Genomic DNA, 15,726 nt, shown 5'->3' on the forward strand with positions numbered 1-15,726 from the left:
ATAAAGGCACATGATCGAAAGATTTGACCACAATAGGGGGCTGAACAATAGATGCCGCTGGAATACTCGGTTGATACGAGGCTTAATGGATTTGAGCGCACTATCGCCATATCGGGTGAATGGCGGACCCGCCAACAGGTTACGCGATTGCCCATGAAGAAGAGATTGAGAATGTCATTTGTTCGTCCTCTCATTATAGCCGCCGCCGCGCTTTGCGCTCCGCAGGTCGTTGCCGCACAGGACTGGTCGGGATTCTATGCCGGTGGCACGATCGGCTATACCAATCATGACGCCAGGCACAGTTTCCCGTCCGTTGGCGCCCCGAGCGATGACAGCAGCCCCGATGGCGCGATCTACGGTGGTTTTGTCGGCTATGGCGTACAGAATGGCCAGTTGGTCTTTGGTGGCGAGATTGATTTTGAGGGCAGCAACGCCTCGGGGTCGTTCGTGAACAACACCGGGTTCACATCCGCCGGTCGGAGCGAACTGAACTGGCAGGGGTCGATCCGGGCCATTCTTGGATATGCCACATCTCTGGGATCAAAGCCGACACTGTTCTACGGAACCCTTGGCTGGGCCTATGGTGATTTCGACTTTAACGGCGGTCCCGCCGGGGCGGGTACTGCCGGTGGCTACAGCGATGAACTGGACGGCCTGACGGTCGGGCTGGGCGTCGATGCCCGCCTGGCAGCGCAGACATCCGTGCGCTTCGAATATCGCTATACCGATTATGGCACTGCTTCGGGCGATCTGGCACCGGGCTTTCCCGGTGTGGCCATGCCGGTTTCGGTCGAACAACACGCCTTCAGGGTTGGGCTGCGGCTCGATTTCTGATCCGGCGTGCGGGCACCTGCCGGGCAGTCTGGCTGAGACACGGACGACTGTTCATCGAATGATTTCTTCTTCCTTGACGAACATGTTTGCCCAGGCCCGGTCGATCAGATCCGGGGTCATCTGATAAGGAATGCCTTCGAATTCGCAGATCGCGATCATCTGGTCGATCAGGAATACGGGCTGATAGTTCGCATAGACATTGTTGATCGTGGGGTATTTTTCACGAACCAGATGCACCAGCGCCGTCTCATCGAGCGGCATCCCCTTCTTGCGTGCCACCATCGCGAAGATTTTGAGAAAATCGGCCTGACAGGGACCGTCGATCTTGATCTTGAAAAAGATCCGGCGCAGAGCGGCCTGGTCAAAGATCTTGTTGGGGTGAAAGTTGGTCGAGAAGATCACCAGCGTATCGAACGGCACCTCGAATTTCTCGCCCGATTGCAGGGCCAGGATATCCTTGCTCTCTTCCAGCGGCACGATCCAGCGGTTGACAAGGCTCTGCGGGGGTTCTTTCTGGCGGCCAAGGTCGTCGACGATAAAGATGCCGCCGGTCGATTTGAGCTGTAGCGGCGCCTGATAGGTGCGCGCGGTGGGGTTGTAGACCAGATCGAGCATCGACAGGGTCAGTTCGCCCCCGGTGATCACCGTCGGCCGTTCGCAGCGAACATAGCGCGTGTCGAACGTGCGTTTGCGGCGCAGGCTGTTGGGGTCGTCGATTTCGACCTCGGCCTTGGAGTGCACGATAGGGTCGTAAACGGTGATCACCTGCCCCGAATATTCGATTGCTCGGGGCACGTAGATCTTGTCGCCCATTGCGTCGCGGATACCGTTCGAAATCGAGGATTTCCCGTTGCCGGGCGGGCCGTACATCAGGATAGAGCGCCCGGCGCTGACGGCGGGCCCCAGATGATCGAGCAGGCTGTCGGGCAGGATGAGGTGCCCCATCGCCGTAGTCAGCTGGTCACGGCTGATCTGTATATTGCGGATCGACTGACGTTCGACCTGCTCACGGTAAACCGCGAGTGGCACCGGCATGGCGCCGTAATATTCGGATTGGCTGAGCGCATCAAGGGCACGCGATTTGCCGGCATCGGTGAGTTGATAACCCATCTCGCCGCCGGAATTGGCGTTGAGCGTGCCCGTCGCCTCGACTAGTTTCTGACTGCGCGCCATGTCGATCAGTTCCTGCGTCACAGCGCGCGGCAGGCAGATCGCCTCTGCCACATCCGAGACCATGTCGACATTCTTGCGGAACATGGTTTTCAGTAGGATATCCCGCATCATCACGATGGGGAGCTGCATTTCCTCGATCCGGCTGGGCGGTGGCGGCGGTTGAACGCCGGGGGCGACTTGCATATTCATCGAAAGGGCCTGTCTAGCACATGCATATGAGCCGTGATCCTGCCGGGCAAAGGTGCAGAAATTAAGGTCAGCGTCGGGCAGGTCTGGGGCGTGCGCGATTACGCCCCGTAAACCGCGCCGAGGCCCAGATAGATTGCCAAGGCACCACCAAGGGCAAAACCCATGGGGAATTTATTGCCCGACGACCAACTCAACCAGTCAGGTGCCATGCGCCGCAAGGGGCTGTGTTTGAAAATGCGGTGAGTTACATAGGCCCCTAGCAGGGTGGCGGCAAAGATGAGACACAGTGCGGCTGCATCGCCAAGCGCGACAAAGGGGGCGGCGGCGGCGATGAACTTGGCATCCCCCGCCCCCATGAGCCCCGCCGCATTGGCGAGAAATCCGACACCCAGCATCACCGCGAGATGCAGCAGCCGCCATGGGTAGTCGGACAGCGGCAGCGCGATCAGACCCACCACCAGAAATATCGCGACCATCGTGATTACGGCGGTGTTGGGAATCTTCATCCGGCTCAGATCGGTCCAAGCCACCCAAGCACAGACCGGCAGGACAAAGGGTAGAAACCAGAGCGCCGATTTGGCGGTGATGGCCAGTGTCATGAGTCCCGTCTAGCCTGATACATTGGCTTCGAGCGCACGCAGACTGCGCACGGCATCCTCGAAATGCTGCGGATGGGTGTCGATCGCGTCCTGCAATAGGCCCTTGCCGATGCTTGTATCGCCCTGCTTGATCGCCGAGAGTCCCAGCGTATAGAGCAGTTGCGCACGCTCGGTCTGGCTGACCGGCAGAACCGGCATGGCGTAATTGCCCTGCGCTGCGCGTGCCATCACAAGGTTGTTCTTGGCGGTGAAGAGCGCGGGGTCCTGACGTATTGCATCGGAAAACAGCCGTTCAGCCCCCGGGTAATCGCCGCGCGACAGCTTGGAATAGCCCCAGTTGTTCATCACACCGGCGGGTTGGGTGGTCAATCCGACAGCGATTTCATAAAAGCTGTCGGACTTGTTCCATTCCTTCTTGCTGTCGGCGATCATCGCCTCAAGCCGGTAGCGTTTGAAGGTTTCATAGGTCGGCGGAATGCTGTCCAATACCTGATCGGCACGAGCCCATTCGTTGTTGCGAATAAGTGCATCCGCCAATTCAACGCGGTCCTCGTTGGTGGCTTCTTCATGCTCGGCGGCCCTCGACCAGACTGCTACGGCCTCGGTGTTGCGCCTGGCGCGCACCAGCGATGTGCCAAGACCGCGCATCAGGTCGATCCGGTCGGGGTTTTCACCCAGCGTGCGCTGGAAATACGATACTGCCTCATTCGGATCGGCGGCGCTCAGCATCACGTCGTTGAGGTTGGTTTCATCCACCACATTCACGTCCTGAAAGGCGCGCTTGACATCATTTTCTGATGATTGCCCACATGCTGACAGCGCAAAAGCACCCATCACGCAAAGGGAAACAAAAATAGGGTGGCGCATTTTTGCGTCCTTTTACGTCCTCTGCCTCATCATGGTATCTTGCGGATCAGATAGTCGCTGCTGCCCCGCCGTATCACCTTGTAGCCTTGCTCTTCCGCATCAGTGTAATCGGAATTTTCGATTTTTGCGAGGGCTAAGCGCAGATTGTCGCGTATTGCGTCACTTTCGCCATTATCGAGCGCATAGGCGCGGCGAAAGAACTGTTCGGCCTCTGCAAAGTTACCCTGTTCCACCAGCACGACACCGAGATTGTTCCAGGTTTCGGGTGTGGCCTCTTCGCTCTCTATGGCCCGGCGCAACAGTCGCTCTGCGGTGCCAAGTCGCCCGAGTGCGAGATTGGCGCTGCCAAGGCCCGCCAGAATATCGGGGGACATGCCCTGGGTCACGGCAGCACGGCTGTAGGCCGTATGCGCCAGTTCGTATTCGCCCGCGTCCATCAGACGATGAGCGACGATCAGCGGATCGACCGTCGGACCGCTTTTGGCGAGGCCGGGGGCGTAGGGGCCCTGATGGGCGGGATCCTGAGCGCAGGCAACAAGACTGAGCACTGTCATCAACATCCATGTCGCGCGCCGCATTGCCCCCCGCATATGTCTGGCCTGCCGCCTTGCGGCCTACAGGTTGACCAGATCCATGATACCCAGAACCGACGGGCCGACCAGGATGATCAACAGTGGCGGAACTGTAAGCATCATTGTCGCCAATGTCATCTTTGTAGGCAGCTTGTTGGCCTTTTCTTCGGCCCGCATGACACGTTTGTCACGCATCTCGGCCGCATAGACCCGCAGCGCATCGCCGATCGAGGTGCCAAAGGTCTGAGACTGGATCAGCACAGTCACGAAGCTGGAGATGTCCTGAACACCGCAGCGCTCGCCCATCTCATTGAGCACCGAGGGTTTGTCGCGCCCTGCCTTGATCTGCAGGGACACGATTTCGTATTCCTCTGCCAACGCGGGATAGGAGGCGCGAATCTCGCTTGCGACGCGGATGATCGCCTGATCCATCGACTGACCGGCCTCGATGCAGACCAGCATCATGTCAAGACTGTCGGGGAAACCATCCTGGATCTCTTCCTGCCGTTTCTGCTTGCGCTTGGTAACCCAGTATTTTGGCAGTACATAGCCCACTGCACCGGGGCCAAGGATATAGCCCAGTGTTTCCTGGGTTGATGTCTGCCCGCCGGCCTTGAACAGGATGAAATAAAGCACGCCCAGCACCAGAAACCCCAAGCCGAACGCAAACTGTGCAAAATGGAAGTAGCGCACCGCATCTCGACTACGATAGCCGGCTTGCAACAGGGTCAGGCGCATCTGGCTCAGCTGTTTCTCGTCCTTCGGTTCGAGAAAGGTCGCATAGCGGTCGAGTTTCTGGTTGCGATTGCCTGCGCGCAGTCGCGCCTTGTTGGGCTGGTCCTCGGCTTTGCCGGCCGCCTGCTGCTTGAGCTTGTCCAGAGGATCCTGACGCTGGTTCAGGAGCATGGATATGGTGATCAGGACCAGCATCACGCCAAGGCCGCCCACCGCGATCAGCGGGCCGAACGGGCCAAGCGCGCCAGTCAGAATATCATTCAGAACGCTCAGGATTAGCATGGTGTTGTCCTTCTCAGACCTTGATGTTCACGAGCGCCCGCATGACGATGAGGTTGAGCACGAGAAAGGTGCCGACTGCGATTGTGGCGGGGATAAACAGTGGATGATCCATGGATTTGTCGTAATAGTCGGGCTTGAGAAGTTGAATGCCGACCAGCGCGAAGATGGGAAAACCGGACAGGAACTTGCCTGACCATTTTGCTTCGGCGGTGATCGCCTTGACCCGGCGAAACAGGCGAAACCGCGCCCGGATCACCTTGGCCAGACCGGCAAGGATTTCGGCCAGGTTGCCGCCCGATTGCTGCTGGATGGTCACCGCGACCGCAAGAAAGCGCAGATCCTGCATATCCAGCCGCTCGGCCATATCTTTCAGCGCCTCGCCCATGTCGCGGCCATAGGTGGCCTCGTCGGCGATGATGCCGAATTCGGTCGCGAGCGGGTCGGAGACCTCGGTCGCGACGATCCCGATGGCCGAGGAAAACGGATGCCCGACCCGCAGAGAGCGTACCATCAGTTCGATCGCATCGGGCAGTTGCTCTTCCATCAGGGTCATGCGTTTGCTGGCTTTCATGCTGATCCATGTGAAAATGCCGCCTACGCCCATCACGATCGAGACCAGGGCACGTACTGGTACAGAGGTCTCGGTTCCGACGGACAGGCCGACAAAGGCGAGGAGGCTGAGTGCGCCCATCAGCATGACCAGTTGTCTGGGAGAGAAGGCTATCGCAGCCTTTTGCGCCTTGTTCGACAGGATCGAATATAGCGGCACCTTGCGCGCCTTGAGATGCTGGCGCATTTCCTTGCGCAACTTCTCCATGACCTCTTCGCGATTGCCGGACTTGTCCAGCATCTCGAGACGTCGGTTGACCCGGTTGTTAAGGCTGATCGAGCGGCCAAAGACGGTCAGGTAGAGGCCTTCGACCAGCACCAGAACGCCGATGAAGATCAGGCCGTAAATGATCGGTTCTGCACTGATGGTCATCTGCGTTACTCCGCTGCGATGGGTTCAAAGATATGGGGCGGCAGATCATAGCCCCAGAGTCGGAAACGTTCTGAGAAGTGCGAGCGAACTCCGGTGCCGGTGTAGTGGCCGATGATCTTGTTGTCGGGTGTCAGGCCAACCCGCTGAAACCGAAAGATCTCCTGCATGGAGATCACATCGCCTTCCATGCCCGTCACCTCGGTGATAGAGACCATGCGCCGCGAGCCGTCTTGCAGACGACTGGCCTGAACGATGAGGTTGACGGCGCTGGCGATCTGACTGCGTACCGCCTTGAGCGGCATTTCGATCCCGGCCATGGCGACCATGTTTTCCAGACGGCTGATGGCGTCACGGGCGTTGTTGGCGTGGATCGTGGTCATTGAACCGTCATGGCCGGTATTCATGGCCTGCAACATGTCGATGACCTCTTCGCCACGCGTCTCGCCGACGATGATACGGTCGGGGCGCATCCGCAGAGCGTTCTTGAGGCAGTCGCGTGGGCTGACCTCGCCCTTGCCCTCGACGTTTGGCGGGCGGCTCTCCATGCGGCCGACGTGGATCTGTTGCAACTGCAGTTCGGCGGTGTCCTCGATGGTCAGGATGCGCTCGGAATTGTCGATGAAACTCGATAGCGCGTTGAGTGTGGTGGTTTTCCCCGAGCCCGTCCCGCCAGACACGATCACGTTGAGCCGGGTCGCCACGGCGGCCTGCAGATAGGCGGCCATCTCCTCGGAGAAGGCGCCGAAACGCACCAGGTCGTCGATCCCCAGCTTGTCCTTCTTGAACTTGCGGATCGAGACCAGGCTTCCGTCTACGGCCACCGGCGGCACCATCGCGTTGAAACGCGATCCGTCGGCCAGGCGCGCGTCGACATAGGGGTTGGATTCGTCCACCCGTCGGCCCACCGCGCTCACGATCTTGTCGATGATCCTCAGCAGATGCTTTTCGTCCTTGAAGCTGACATCGCTCAGTTGCAGCTTGCCGTCACGTTCGACAAAGATTTGATGTGGTCCGTTGACCAGAATGTCGTTGACCGTGTCGTCCTTGAGCAGGGTTTCGAGCGGCCCCAGTCCCTTGACCTCGTCATAGAGTTCCTGCGTGAGTTGTGCGCGGTCCTCGCGGTTCAGAACAATTCCCTTGTCCTGCAGGATTTCACCGGTGATCGAGCTGATCTCGGCGCGCAGATCAGCCTCTGTGGCGGTGTCGAGCGCGGCAAGGTTCAGGTTGTCGAGCAGCGCGCGGTGCAGTTCGATCTTGATCTCGCTGATCCGCTCCTTGCGCTTGCGTTCCTTGTCGATGCCAACCGGGACGGCGGTGGCCATCGGCGCGGGCTTGCGAAAGGATGTAGCGGGCTGCTCGGCGACGGTCGCAGTTTTCGGGGGGGCGACTACGTGAGGCTTGTTCGCCATTCTCGCGCCAGCGCCACCTTGCTTGTATCGGGAAAACATTGGACTTCACCCCCTTTTATGCAGCTTCCGCGTCGCTTTTACCCAGTTCGTGCAGCGAGCTGGCCAGCTTTGCTATTTCCCGGCGCAGCGGATTCTTGGCCGCGGCCGAAGCCAGAGGCAAACCGTGATCCGAGCTCTGACCCACGGCGCGACCACCATCCGGCAGCAGCAGTTCGATGTTGATATCGAGGCTTTCGGCCATGCGTTTGACCCGGCTCTTGCCGTTGAGATCGGTGAATCCCGGAGCCCGGTTCAGGCAGAAACGCAGCTTTTCAATCGGTAGTTCCTCTGATGTGAGTGCGCGTTTGAGGCGCAGGGCATTCTGCGCCGAGCGCATGTCCAGCTCGAGCGTGGTGAAATAGATCTGCGCGCCATTGAGAACCGCCTCGGTCCACTGCACCAGCGTCGCGGGCATGTCGACGATCACATAATCAAAGTGCCGCCGCGCCAGATCCAGAACGCGCCGCACGTCGTCGGATGAGATCAGATCGAGCGGGATGATATCGGGTGGGGCAGTCAGAACCCAGAGCTTGCCCTCAAAGGCCACCAGTGCCTGACGGAAGATATCGTCGTCCATGTGTTCCGTATCGGACCACATGTCGAACACCACATCCCGGCGGGGCAGATCAAGGAAAGTCGAGACCGAGCCGAATTGCAGGCCGAAGTCCAGCAGGCAGACGCGTGGCGGATTGGCCTTTTCCACCGTCGCCAGTTCCCAGGCGAGATTGACCGCCAATGTAGTGGCGCCGGTGCCACCCGCGAGACCGTGAACAGCCAGAACCACCCCGTCACCCTTGGTGGGCTGGGTCAGCGCGGATGCGGATTCCGTGACCGCGACCGCCGGTTTCTTCAGCCGTTCGATGGCGGCCTGCAACTCTCCCTCCGGCAGGGGATAGGGCACGAATTCATCCGCACCCTGTCGCAATAGTTGATGCAGGGCTGCGGGGCTGACATCCTCGGCGATCAGGATGATCTTGATCTTCTTCTTGCTGGCCAGTGCGATGATCTCGCCGAGCATGACCAGATCGTCCTCATCGGTTTCGTCAATCGCCATGGCGACGAATTCAAGGGTCGCGGCTTCGGGCTGGTTGATAAAGGCCAGAGCCTCGGCAAAGCCGAGATCGCCCCAGGCCTCGCCAAGCACGGCTTCCATGTCCTCGATCAGCAGATCGAAATTCTGAACATCGCGACTGATCGTGCAGGCGATCAGCGGGCTGGGTTCAGGTTGTCTTGTCGCACTACTCATCATCTAATTGATCCTGTTCTTGCATCGCCTCGCAACTCTCGCCGGTATCCCGGCCTGACCGGGAATTTTCCGGCCCGACCGCCGGACGATCTCTGCGTGGGAAACGCTCAGCACCAAACGACAATCGCCGGAAATCTTGGCGACATTGGGGCCAAAAAATCGTAATTATGCGATCTCGAAAAACAAAAACCCGCCCAGTCAGGGCGGGTTGAGTCGCTACGGTACAGCCGGACGGGGCGAACTAAGGCCCGTATTACTCGGTGGTGGTTTCCGAGCCTTCCGTCACCATGATGAGAGTCGATGCCGGGACGGCGCTGGCGATATACTCGCGGTAGACGACCTCGGCATATTTGCCATCCATGATGATCGGATTGGATTTCACGAAACCCGACACCTCGGTCACGGTACGCCGGTTGCGGCGTTCGCGGCCCTGAGTCACGACCAGCGGCTGTGTCTCGCCAAAGGAGGCCACCGCTTCGAGCCGCGAGCGGCTGATGCCCTGACTGGTAAGATAGGCCACGGCCGCCTGCGCGCGGCGCAGGCCGAGCGACTGGTTGTAGGCCTCCGAGCCGACCGCGTCGGTATGACCATAAACGCGGAATCGCACCTCGGGGAACTGCCGGATCCAGTGGGCCTGCTGGCGCAGCGTGGCCTGGGCCTCGGCGTCCAGAGCCGCCGAATCGAAGGCGAAGTTGATCGTGTTTGGCACTTCTTCGGCAAAGCGGTTCGAGAGGTTGATGACGAAGTTGTCCTCACTGGTCATCGCCAGATGGTTGTTCATGTTCGCATCGCCGAAACTGCCATTATCGGTGAGCGACCCTGCCTCTGAATACGAACGGTAGACCTCGCCCTGATCCGCACAGGCAGACAGGGCGACAAGGCCGGTGATTGCAAGAATGTGTTTCATTGTCCCAGCCTCTCCATCAATCCATGACATAGCCATAGGATCCGGTGAAATCCTGCTTGGCCACTTCACCCACAGCCCCGCCTTGACGGGCACCCTTGGCGACGCGCCCGTTCAGGAAGAGATCCGCATCAGAAGGCAATCTCACACGATCCGTGGGCAATGCCAGCGCTTCGCCCCGCGTCGGTGTGACGAGATGAACCGAAACGATGATGACCAACTCGGTTTGTGCGCGCTGATAATCGGCGCTGCGAAAGAGCGCACCCAAAATCGGAATGTCACCCAGCCACGGCACTTGCGCGTTGTTGTCGCGGAAATCGTCCTGCAACAGGCCGGCAATGGCAAAGCTGTCCCCATCCCGCAGCGCCACCGTGGTGGACGTGTCGCGGCGGCGGAAAGCGGGCACTTGCAATCCGTTGGAAAGAAGCGCGTTTGCCGTGTCAATCGACGAGACGGCGGCAGCCATTTCAAGGTTGATGATGCCATCATCCACCACGCGCGGCACGAAATTCAGTTCAACCCCGAAAGGTTTGAATTCGATCGTCGTGGTGTCGTTATCTTGCGCCACCGGAATCGGGAATTCGCCACCGGCCAGAAACTTGGCCTCTTGCCCCGAAAGCGCGGTCAGGTTCGGCTCTGCCAGCGTGCGAACAACGCCTTTGGTTTCAAGCGCTTCGAGCAGGATACCCACCTCGACCGATCCGATGTCAAAGCCGAAGAAGGCGGTGCCTGCATTGTTGCCTGCTGACACAAGGTCGCCACCGCCGATTTGCCCGGTGTTGAGGTTGCTGCCGGCGATCCCGACACCTTCGCCGGAGATAGATGACAGTCCGTCAATCGCAAGAGAGGTCGACAATGCCTTGGAGACGTTGCGCTGCATTTCGGCAAAGCGCACCTTGAGCATGACCTGCTGCTTGCCGGAGACAGACATCAGGTTCGATACCCGCTCTGGCGCGTAACGTTCAGCAAGATCGAGCGCGCGTTGCAGGCGTGCCATGCTCGACACCACGCCAGAGAGTACGATTCCGTCATTTGCGGTGCGCACCTCGATGGTCTCGCCAGGCAGTATCTGCTGGAGCCGCTCCTTGAATTCGGAGACATCGGCGCTGACATGCACGTCGATATTGGTGATCAACCGTCCGGTCCCGTCGAGCAGGGTGAGCGTCGTGCGCCCCGGGCTTTTCCCCAGAAGATAGATCGTGCGATCCGACAGGGTGGAAAAATCCGCGATCGTCGGATTGGCCACGCTCAGTTCGGCGAAGGGCACATCGCTCTCAACCACAATTGCCCGGTTCATCGGGACATTCAGATTGCTTGAAGTGCCATTGCTGACCACCCGGACCGTTTCAGAATAAGCCGGGGGCGCAAATGGCCCGGAAAAAAGAGCGAACCCGACGAGAGCTGCCCATACGTAGGAACTAATTTTCATGTGACCTGCCTTTCCGATCACGCCTCTTTTTATCGGGTTTTTACGCCCGGATTTGACCAAACTGTGCGGCAGTTCGTATTTTTTTTCAAGAATCAATGCAAAATCGCGCGTTTTTCTATTTTTTGTGGCCAAATGGCAGCGCCAACAGAAAAGGGGTGCCCGCGCGGGCACCCCAATCCGTTGTATCAGGCTGTGTTCAGTTCGTGCAGGGGATCGGTGTCACGATCACCTCTGCGCCGCGGCGCGTGCGGATCGTGCAGGTCTCGGGTGTCGGCGCCTGTTCGATCACTGTATTGGCGGCGATACCCAGGAGGCGGTGCTGATCAATCTCGATTTCCTCCGAGACTGAATCGTCCATCGCTCCGACGAGGGACAGCGACAGCCGCCCGGTGGATTGTGCCTGGGCCAGCGCAGCAACCTGTTGCGGGGATGCTGCGACTGTCACGGTGCGGGCGATTACCGCTTCGGCCATTTCAGTGTTTGCCACCTGGTCAATGGCGATGAGTCTCACGCCCGTATCAATCAGCTTGGTGACCTCGCCTGTGGAGTTGCCTTCGGTGCGCAGGTTGTTTCCACCGACGCTGCCGGTCCAGTAGACATCGACCCGATCACCGGGACGCAGGAAACCTGACACGCCGCTGGTGACGTCCACCTTGATCGCAAAGGCGCGCTCGCCGCGCTTGAGTTGTGAGGTGATTCCGGCTTCTTCGCCCGGTTCTGTCACCTTGACGGCAAGAATGGCCTCGTTCGTTTCAATCCCGCGCAGCACGGTGCGCGGCACTGCCTCGCCTTTGGAAAAAAGTTGCTCACTCTTGGTGAATACGCCCTCGGGCAGCGAATCCTTCGGGAAGGCGGTGAGGCGGACAGCCTCCGGACCGAGAGGTTCCCCGTATTTCAACGCTCGTGTCGCAACATAGATATCGACCGTTTCGATATTGGGCGCGCGTTGCTTGCGCTCTTCCTCAAGCTGGGCCTGATAACCTTCGATGTAGGATTTGGCCATGTATACGGCAAATCCGGCAAGGCCGAGACCGAACATGAGAACCAGTCCAAAAACAACACGCATGGCTTACCCTTTCAAGATGTTCCTGCGGGTGCGCCGCCAAGCGACACCCCCCGTGTTCCAGAGCCGTATTGCACGGGATTATGGCGAAAGAATGGATCGATACGGACGGATTTAGGATACTGAATTCGCGCGTTTGCAACTGATCCGCACAACGGAAAAAGTGATACGCACAACGAAAAGAGCCGGCCCAAAGGGCCGAACACGCCGACCGGGTGACCGGCATCTGTCTGGCGCAGAGCCAGAGAGGCGATCAGAACAGATCCATTACGCCTTCGATGGCGTTGGCAAGACCGCTCACATCACCCAGAATGACGTTCACGGCTCCGATCGCCAAGGCGACTACTGCGGCGCTCAGGACTACCCAGTCCACGGTGACGGCACCGGAATTTCCCCTGGTAAACCGTTCAATCCGGTATTTCAGAATAGAGTTAATCATCTTCTCGGCCTCGCTATAACGTCGCTGTCTCCGGGTGGCCAGTTACGGTATCAGGAAACCCGATGCTTTTTCGTACAGTTTGGCCGCAGACCAATAGATCCGCGGCCAACCGTAGTCATCATTGCAAGAGCGAGACCTTACGGAGTGGTCGTGGGCGTTGCTTCAACAGCAGTCGCGATGTTTCCGGCGACGGTGTTGATGCTGCCGCCGACGGTTGCCACGGCGGCAACACCCAGGGCCACGACGGCTGCGGTCAGAACGACCCAGTCAACCGTTACGGCGCCGTCTTCATCTTTCATGAAGTTCTTGAAAAACTTGATCATTATTTGGTCCCTCCAAAGGATCAGTTACGCAGTTGTACATCCACTCTGGTTTGAGACCCGTTCATTTTTAATGGCCCGCTGCCGTCGTGATGTAAACTGATAAAGCCAGCGAAATCGGGCGGGATTTGGGCGGCATTAAAGCCTTTTTTGTGAAGTTTAAGATTTAACCAAGATATTGCATAAGATATTGATAAAAAACAAAACAAAGACAGTTGAGTGTCAAAATACATCGATCTCGAAGAGTAATTCCTGCATCCGCGATGTCCGCCACGTTGCCCGATCAAACACAATGCTGGTGTGATGCGTCGATTTTTGCGATACTCACATAAATCAATCAGAGGCAGAGCAGTGCCTGCTATCAAGGTATTCATATTTCTGGTATCGACTGTGATCCTGTTGGGATCCGGCCCCGCGTTGGCCGGGGATCCGCCGCCTTTTCCGGAGTTCACGTTCAAACGGGAGAAGCCGCCCGCGCCCGACACGCGCAAGCGCATCACGGTACAGATCGAGGCCAAGGCCCCGCCCGCGCCCGCCAAGACCCCCAAGGCACCCGAGGAGCCGCTGCCGGACGGCGCCCGGATATCCGGCTATGACTGGTTCTGGCAGCGGGTCCCGGCCGACCTGGCCAGTTCCAGCGCGGATCGTCTGAGATCTGCGATGGATCATCTTGCCAATCCACCAGCCGGGCAGGTGGTCGGCGCACCCCGGCTGCAGACGCTGCAGCAGATCGCGCGCTCGGAAGGTCGCCATATCCTGCGCGAGACCATAGGCACGCCGGTGTCGCCAGCCCTCGTGCTGGCGATGATCGCGATCGAATCCTCGGGGCGTTCCGATGCGCTGAGCCCGGCGGGTGCACAGGGGCTGATGCAGCTCATGCCCGGCACGGCCAAGCGGTTCGGTGTGCGCGACGTGCTGGCCCCCGACCAGAACATCAGGGGCGGGGTGGCCTATCTGAACTGGCTGATCGAGGAATTCGGTGGCGATGTCGTGCTGGCGCTCGCGGGCTATAATGCGGGTGAGAACGCAGTCAGACGGCACAATGGCGTGCCACCCTATGCCGAGACGCGCGATTACATCCCCAAGGTGCTGGCCGCGTTCGAGGTCGCGCGCGGTCTGTGCAAGACACGGCCCGAACTCATCACTGACGCCTGCGCGCTCAATCTCGCGATGAAATGAACGCCCGGTCGCGCGGAGCGACCGGGCGGGCATATCAGTTGACGATGGTCGCCTCGGTCGCGGCGCGCAATTCCTCTTCGGTCACGCCGTCGGCGGTCTCGAGGATTTTCAGGCCGCCCTCGACCACGTCGAACACGCCAAGGTTGGTGATGATCCGGTTGACGACGCCGGTGCCCGTGAGGGGCAGGGTGCATGCCTTGAGCACCTTTGATTCACCATGTTTGTTGGTGTGGTCCATCACCACCACCACGCGACCGACGCCGGCGACGAGATCCATCGCGCCGCCCATTCCCTTGACCAGCTTGCCGGGGATCATCCAGTTGGCCAGATCGCCGTTTTCGGCCACTTCCATCGCGCCCAGGATCGCCATGGCGATCTTGCCGCCCCGGATCATGCCAAAGGAGGTCGCACTGTCAAAATAGCTGGTATGCGGCAATTCGGTGATCGTCTGCTTGCCGGCGTTGATCAGATCGGGGTCGACCGCGTTGTCGGTCGGAAAGGGCCCCATGCCCAGCATGCCGTTTTCTGATTGCAGCGTGACCTGCACGCCCTCGGGGATATAGTTGCTGACCAGCGTCGGTATGCCGATGCCGAGGTTCACATACATCCCGTCCTCGAGTTCCTGCGCCGCGCGTGCGGCCATCTGATTGCGGTCCCAAGCCATCATGCAGCCCTCACAGTGCGTTGTTCGATCCGTTTCTCATGCTCGCCCTGAATGAGGCGATGCACATAGATGCCCGGCAGGTGGATGTTGTCCGGGTCCAGTTGGCCGGGTTCGACGATCTCTTCGACCTCCATCACGCAGATCTTGCCGCACATCGCGGCGGGCGGGTTGAAATTCCGCGCCGTCTTGCGGAAGATCGCGTTGCCGGTAGTGTCGGCTTTCCATGCCTTGACAATGCTCAGATCCGCGAAGATCCCGCGTTCCAGAATATAGGTCTGACCGTCGAAATCCTTGTGCTCCTTGCCCTCGGCCACCTGCGTGCCGACGCCGGTTTTCGTGTAAAAGCCCGGTATGCCCGCACCGCCTGCGCGCATCCGCTCGGCCAGCGTGCCCTGAGGGTTGAATTCCAGTTCCAGCTCGCCGCTCAGATATTGCCGCATGAATTCGGCGTTCTCGCCCACGTAAGAGCTGAGCATCTTTCTGACCTGTCGGGTCTGCAACAGGATGCCGATGCCGAAATCGTCCACGCCCGCGTTGTTGGAGGCAAATGTCAGGTTCCTGGTGCCCGCCTCCTTGATCGCCTGCAACAGCAGTTCGGGAATGCCGCAGAGACCAAAGCCCCCCGCCGCGATCGTCATCCCGTCAAACAGCAGCCCGTCCAACGCCTCGGCGGCCGAGCCATAGACCTTTTTCATAGCAAAACTCCTCCTGAAGTCTGTCTGTCCCGATATGCGGTGGAATGGGGCGCCAAGTCAACGCGCGCCCCTGTGGATCACAGCGAATTAGGGATTTCTACGTAGG

The 15,726-nt window shown here is 59.2% G+C and carries 17 protein-coding genes; 2 read left to right on the forward strand and 15 right to left on the reverse strand.

Features of this window, described 5'->3' with window-relative positions:
- Window positions 1–171: 171 nt before the first annotated feature.
- Window positions 172–834 carry an outer membrane protein gene (locus BSG08_RS00200; protein ID WP_175544650.1) on the forward strand — a complete coding sequence of 221 codons (663 nt, stop codon included), beginning with the start codon at window positions 172–174 and terminating at the stop codon, window positions 832–834.
- Between the two features lie 51 nt (window positions 835–885).
- Here the strand turns inward: BSG08_RS00200 and BSG08_RS00205 are convergent, their stop codons facing one another.
- From BSG08_RS00205 to BSG08_RS00265, 13 genes are all read right to left on the reverse strand, one after another.
- Entirely contained in the window at window positions 886–2,196 is a 1,311-nt protein-coding gene (locus tag BSG08_RS00205; protein WP_093030244.1) for a P-loop NTPase family protein, read from the reverse strand.
- Window positions 2,197–2,294: 98 nt separating this feature from the next.
- Window positions 2,295–2,795: a prepilin peptidase gene (locus BSG08_RS00210; protein ID WP_175544651.1), complete on the reverse strand. Its 501-nt coding sequence runs from the start codon at window positions 2,793–2,795 to the stop codon at window positions 2,295–2,297.
- A gap of 9 nt (window positions 2,796–2,804) precedes the next feature.
- Window positions 2,805–3,662 (reverse strand): tetratricopeptide repeat protein, encoded by an 858-nt coding sequence (locus tag BSG08_RS00215; RefSeq protein ID WP_093030247.1) that lies wholly within the window; start codon window positions 3,660–3,662, stop codon window positions 2,805–2,807.
- A gap of 29 nt (window positions 3,663–3,691) precedes the next feature.
- A complete protein-coding gene (locus BSG08_RS00220; protein ID WP_245770559.1) occupies window positions 3,692–4,216 on the reverse strand; it encodes a tetratricopeptide repeat protein in 525 nt (174 codons plus the stop codon).
- Window positions 4,217–4,276: 60 nt separating this feature from the next.
- A complete protein-coding gene (locus BSG08_RS00225; protein WP_093030250.1) occupies window positions 4,277–5,251 on the reverse strand; it encodes a type II secretion system F family protein in 975 nt (324 codons plus the stop codon).
- Between the two features lie 13 nt (window positions 5,252–5,264).
- Window positions 5,265–6,233, reverse strand: a complete 969-nt coding sequence (locus tag BSG08_RS00230) for a type II secretion system F family protein (RefSeq protein WP_093030253.1) — start codon at window positions 6,231–6,233, stop codon at window positions 5,265–5,267.
- Between the two features lie 5 nt (window positions 6,234–6,238).
- Window positions 6,239–7,681: a TadA family conjugal transfer-associated ATPase gene (locus BSG08_RS00235; protein WP_093030256.1), complete on the reverse strand. Its 1,443-nt coding sequence runs from the start codon at window positions 7,679–7,681 to the stop codon at window positions 6,239–6,241.
- Between the two features lie 16 nt (window positions 7,682–7,697).
- Window positions 7,698–8,927 carry a CpaE/TadZ family protein gene (locus BSG08_RS00240; protein WP_093031835.1) on the reverse strand — a complete coding sequence of 410 codons (1,230 nt, stop codon included), beginning with the start codon at window positions 8,925–8,927 and terminating at the stop codon, window positions 7,698–7,700.
- Window positions 8,928–9,180: 253 nt separating this feature from the next.
- Window positions 9,181–9,834: an OmpA family protein gene (locus tag BSG08_RS00245; protein ID WP_093030259.1), complete on the reverse strand. Its 654-nt coding sequence runs from the start codon at window positions 9,832–9,834 to the stop codon at window positions 9,181–9,183.
- Between the two features lie 16 nt (window positions 9,835–9,850).
- Window positions 9,851–11,260 carry a type II and III secretion system protein family protein gene (locus BSG08_RS00250; RefSeq protein WP_093030262.1) on the reverse strand — a complete coding sequence of 470 codons (1,410 nt, stop codon included), beginning with the start codon at window positions 11,258–11,260 and terminating at the stop codon, window positions 9,851–9,853.
- 196 nt (window positions 11,261–11,456) lie between these two features.
- Entirely contained in the window at window positions 11,457–12,326 is an 870-nt protein-coding gene (cpaB, locus tag BSG08_RS00255) for a Flp pilus assembly protein CpaB (RefSeq protein WP_093030265.1), read from the reverse strand.
- A 250-nt stretch (window positions 12,327–12,576) separates the two neighbouring features.
- Window positions 12,577–12,762 carry a hypothetical protein gene (locus BSG08_RS00260; protein WP_093030268.1) on the reverse strand — a complete coding sequence of 62 codons (186 nt, stop codon included), beginning with the start codon at window positions 12,760–12,762 and terminating at the stop codon, window positions 12,577–12,579.
- Window positions 12,763–12,899: 137 nt separating this feature from the next.
- Window positions 12,900–13,085 carry a Flp family type IVb pilin gene (locus BSG08_RS00265; RefSeq protein WP_093030271.1) on the reverse strand — a complete coding sequence of 62 codons (186 nt, stop codon included), beginning with the start codon at window positions 13,083–13,085 and terminating at the stop codon, window positions 12,900–12,902.
- 357 nt (window positions 13,086–13,442) lie between these two features.
- Between BSG08_RS00265 and BSG08_RS00270 the strand changes: the two genes are divergently transcribed.
- Complete coding sequence (locus tag BSG08_RS00270; protein ID WP_425439258.1) at window positions 13,443–14,261, forward strand: lytic transglycosylase domain-containing protein; 819 nt, start codon at window positions 13,443–13,445, stop codon at window positions 14,259–14,261.
- A gap of 34 nt (window positions 14,262–14,295) precedes the next feature.
- Here the strand turns inward: BSG08_RS00270 and BSG08_RS00275 are convergent, their stop codons facing one another.
- Window positions 14,296–14,925 carry a 3-oxoacid CoA-transferase subunit B gene (locus BSG08_RS00275; RefSeq protein ID WP_093031838.1) on the reverse strand — a complete coding sequence of 210 codons (630 nt, stop codon included), beginning with the start codon at window positions 14,923–14,925 and terminating at the stop codon, window positions 14,296–14,298.
- A complete protein-coding gene (locus BSG08_RS00280; RefSeq protein WP_093030277.1) occupies window positions 14,925–15,620 on the reverse strand; it encodes a CoA transferase subunit A in 696 nt (231 codons plus the stop codon). Before BSG08_RS00280 ends, BSG08_RS00275 begins: the two co-directional genes overlap by 1 nt.
- Window positions 15,621–15,726 lie beyond the last annotated feature (106 nt).

The sequence above is a fragment of the Roseovarius azorensis genome (assembly GCF_900109455.1).
Lineage (GTDB): Bacteria > Pseudomonadota > Alphaproteobacteria > Rhodobacterales > Rhodobacteraceae > Roseovarius > Roseovarius azorensis.

Excerpts from the sequence above, each read along its gene's own strand:
- BSG08_RS00220 (WP_245770559.1), bottom strand. The coding sequence starts at position 4,216 with ATGACAGTGCTCAGTCTTGTTGCCTGCGCTCAGGATCCCGCCCATCAG.
- cpaB (WP_093030265.1), bottom strand. The coding sequence starts at position 12,326 with ATGCGTGTTGTTTTTGGACTGGTTCTCATGTTCGGTCTCGGCCTTGCC.
- BSG08_RS00280 (WP_093030277.1), bottom strand. The coding sequence starts at position 15,620 with ATGAAAAAGGTCTATGGCTCGGCCGCCGAGGCGTTGGACGGGCTGCTG.
- BSG08_RS00230 (WP_093030253.1), bottom strand. The coding sequence starts at position 6,233 with ATGACCATCAGTGCAGAACCGATCATTTACGGCCTGATCTTCATCGGC.
- BSG08_RS00275 (WP_093031838.1), bottom strand. The coding sequence starts at position 14,925 with ATGGCTTGGGACCGCAATCAGATGGCCGCACGCGCGGCGCAGGAACTC.
- BSG08_RS00225 (WP_093030250.1), bottom strand. The coding sequence starts at position 5,251 with ATGCTAATCCTGAGCGTTCTGAATGATATTCTGACTGGCGCGCTTGGC.
- BSG08_RS00215 (WP_093030247.1), bottom strand. The coding sequence starts at position 3,662 with ATGCGCCACCCTATTTTTGTTTCCCTTTGCGTGATGGGTGCTTTTGCG.
- BSG08_RS00260 (WP_093030268.1), bottom strand. The coding sequence starts at position 12,762 with ATGATTAACTCTATTCTGAAATACCGGATTGAACGGTTTACCAGGGGA.
- BSG08_RS00240 (WP_093031835.1), bottom strand. The coding sequence starts at position 8,927 with ATGAGTAGTGCGACAAGACAACCTGAACCCAGCCCGCTGATCGCCTGC.
- BSG08_RS00235 (WP_093030256.1), bottom strand. The coding sequence starts at position 7,681 with ATGTTTTCCCGATACAAGCAAGGTGGCGCTGGCGCGAGAATGGCGAAC.
- BSG08_RS00265 (WP_093030271.1), bottom strand. The coding sequence starts at position 13,085 with ATGATCAAGTTTTTCAAGAACTTCATGAAAGATGAAGACGGCGCCGTA.
- BSG08_RS00250 (WP_093030262.1), bottom strand. The coding sequence starts at position 11,260 with ATGAAAATTAGTTCCTACGTATGGGCAGCTCTCGTCGGGTTCGCTCTT.
- BSG08_RS00245 (WP_093030259.1), bottom strand. The coding sequence starts at position 9,834 with ATGAAACACATTCTTGCAATCACCGGCCTTGTCGCCCTGTCTGCCTGT.
- BSG08_RS00210 (WP_175544651.1), bottom strand. The coding sequence starts at position 2,795 with ATGACACTGGCCATCACCGCCAAATCGGCGCTCTGGTTTCTACCCTTT.
- BSG08_RS00205 (WP_093030244.1), bottom strand. The coding sequence starts at position 2,196 with ATGAATATGCAAGTCGCCCCCGGCGTTCAACCGCCGCCACCGCCCAGC.
- BSG08_RS00200 (WP_175544650.1), top strand. The coding sequence starts at position 172 with ATGTCATTTGTTCGTCCTCTCATTATAGCCGCCGCCGCGCTTTGCGCT.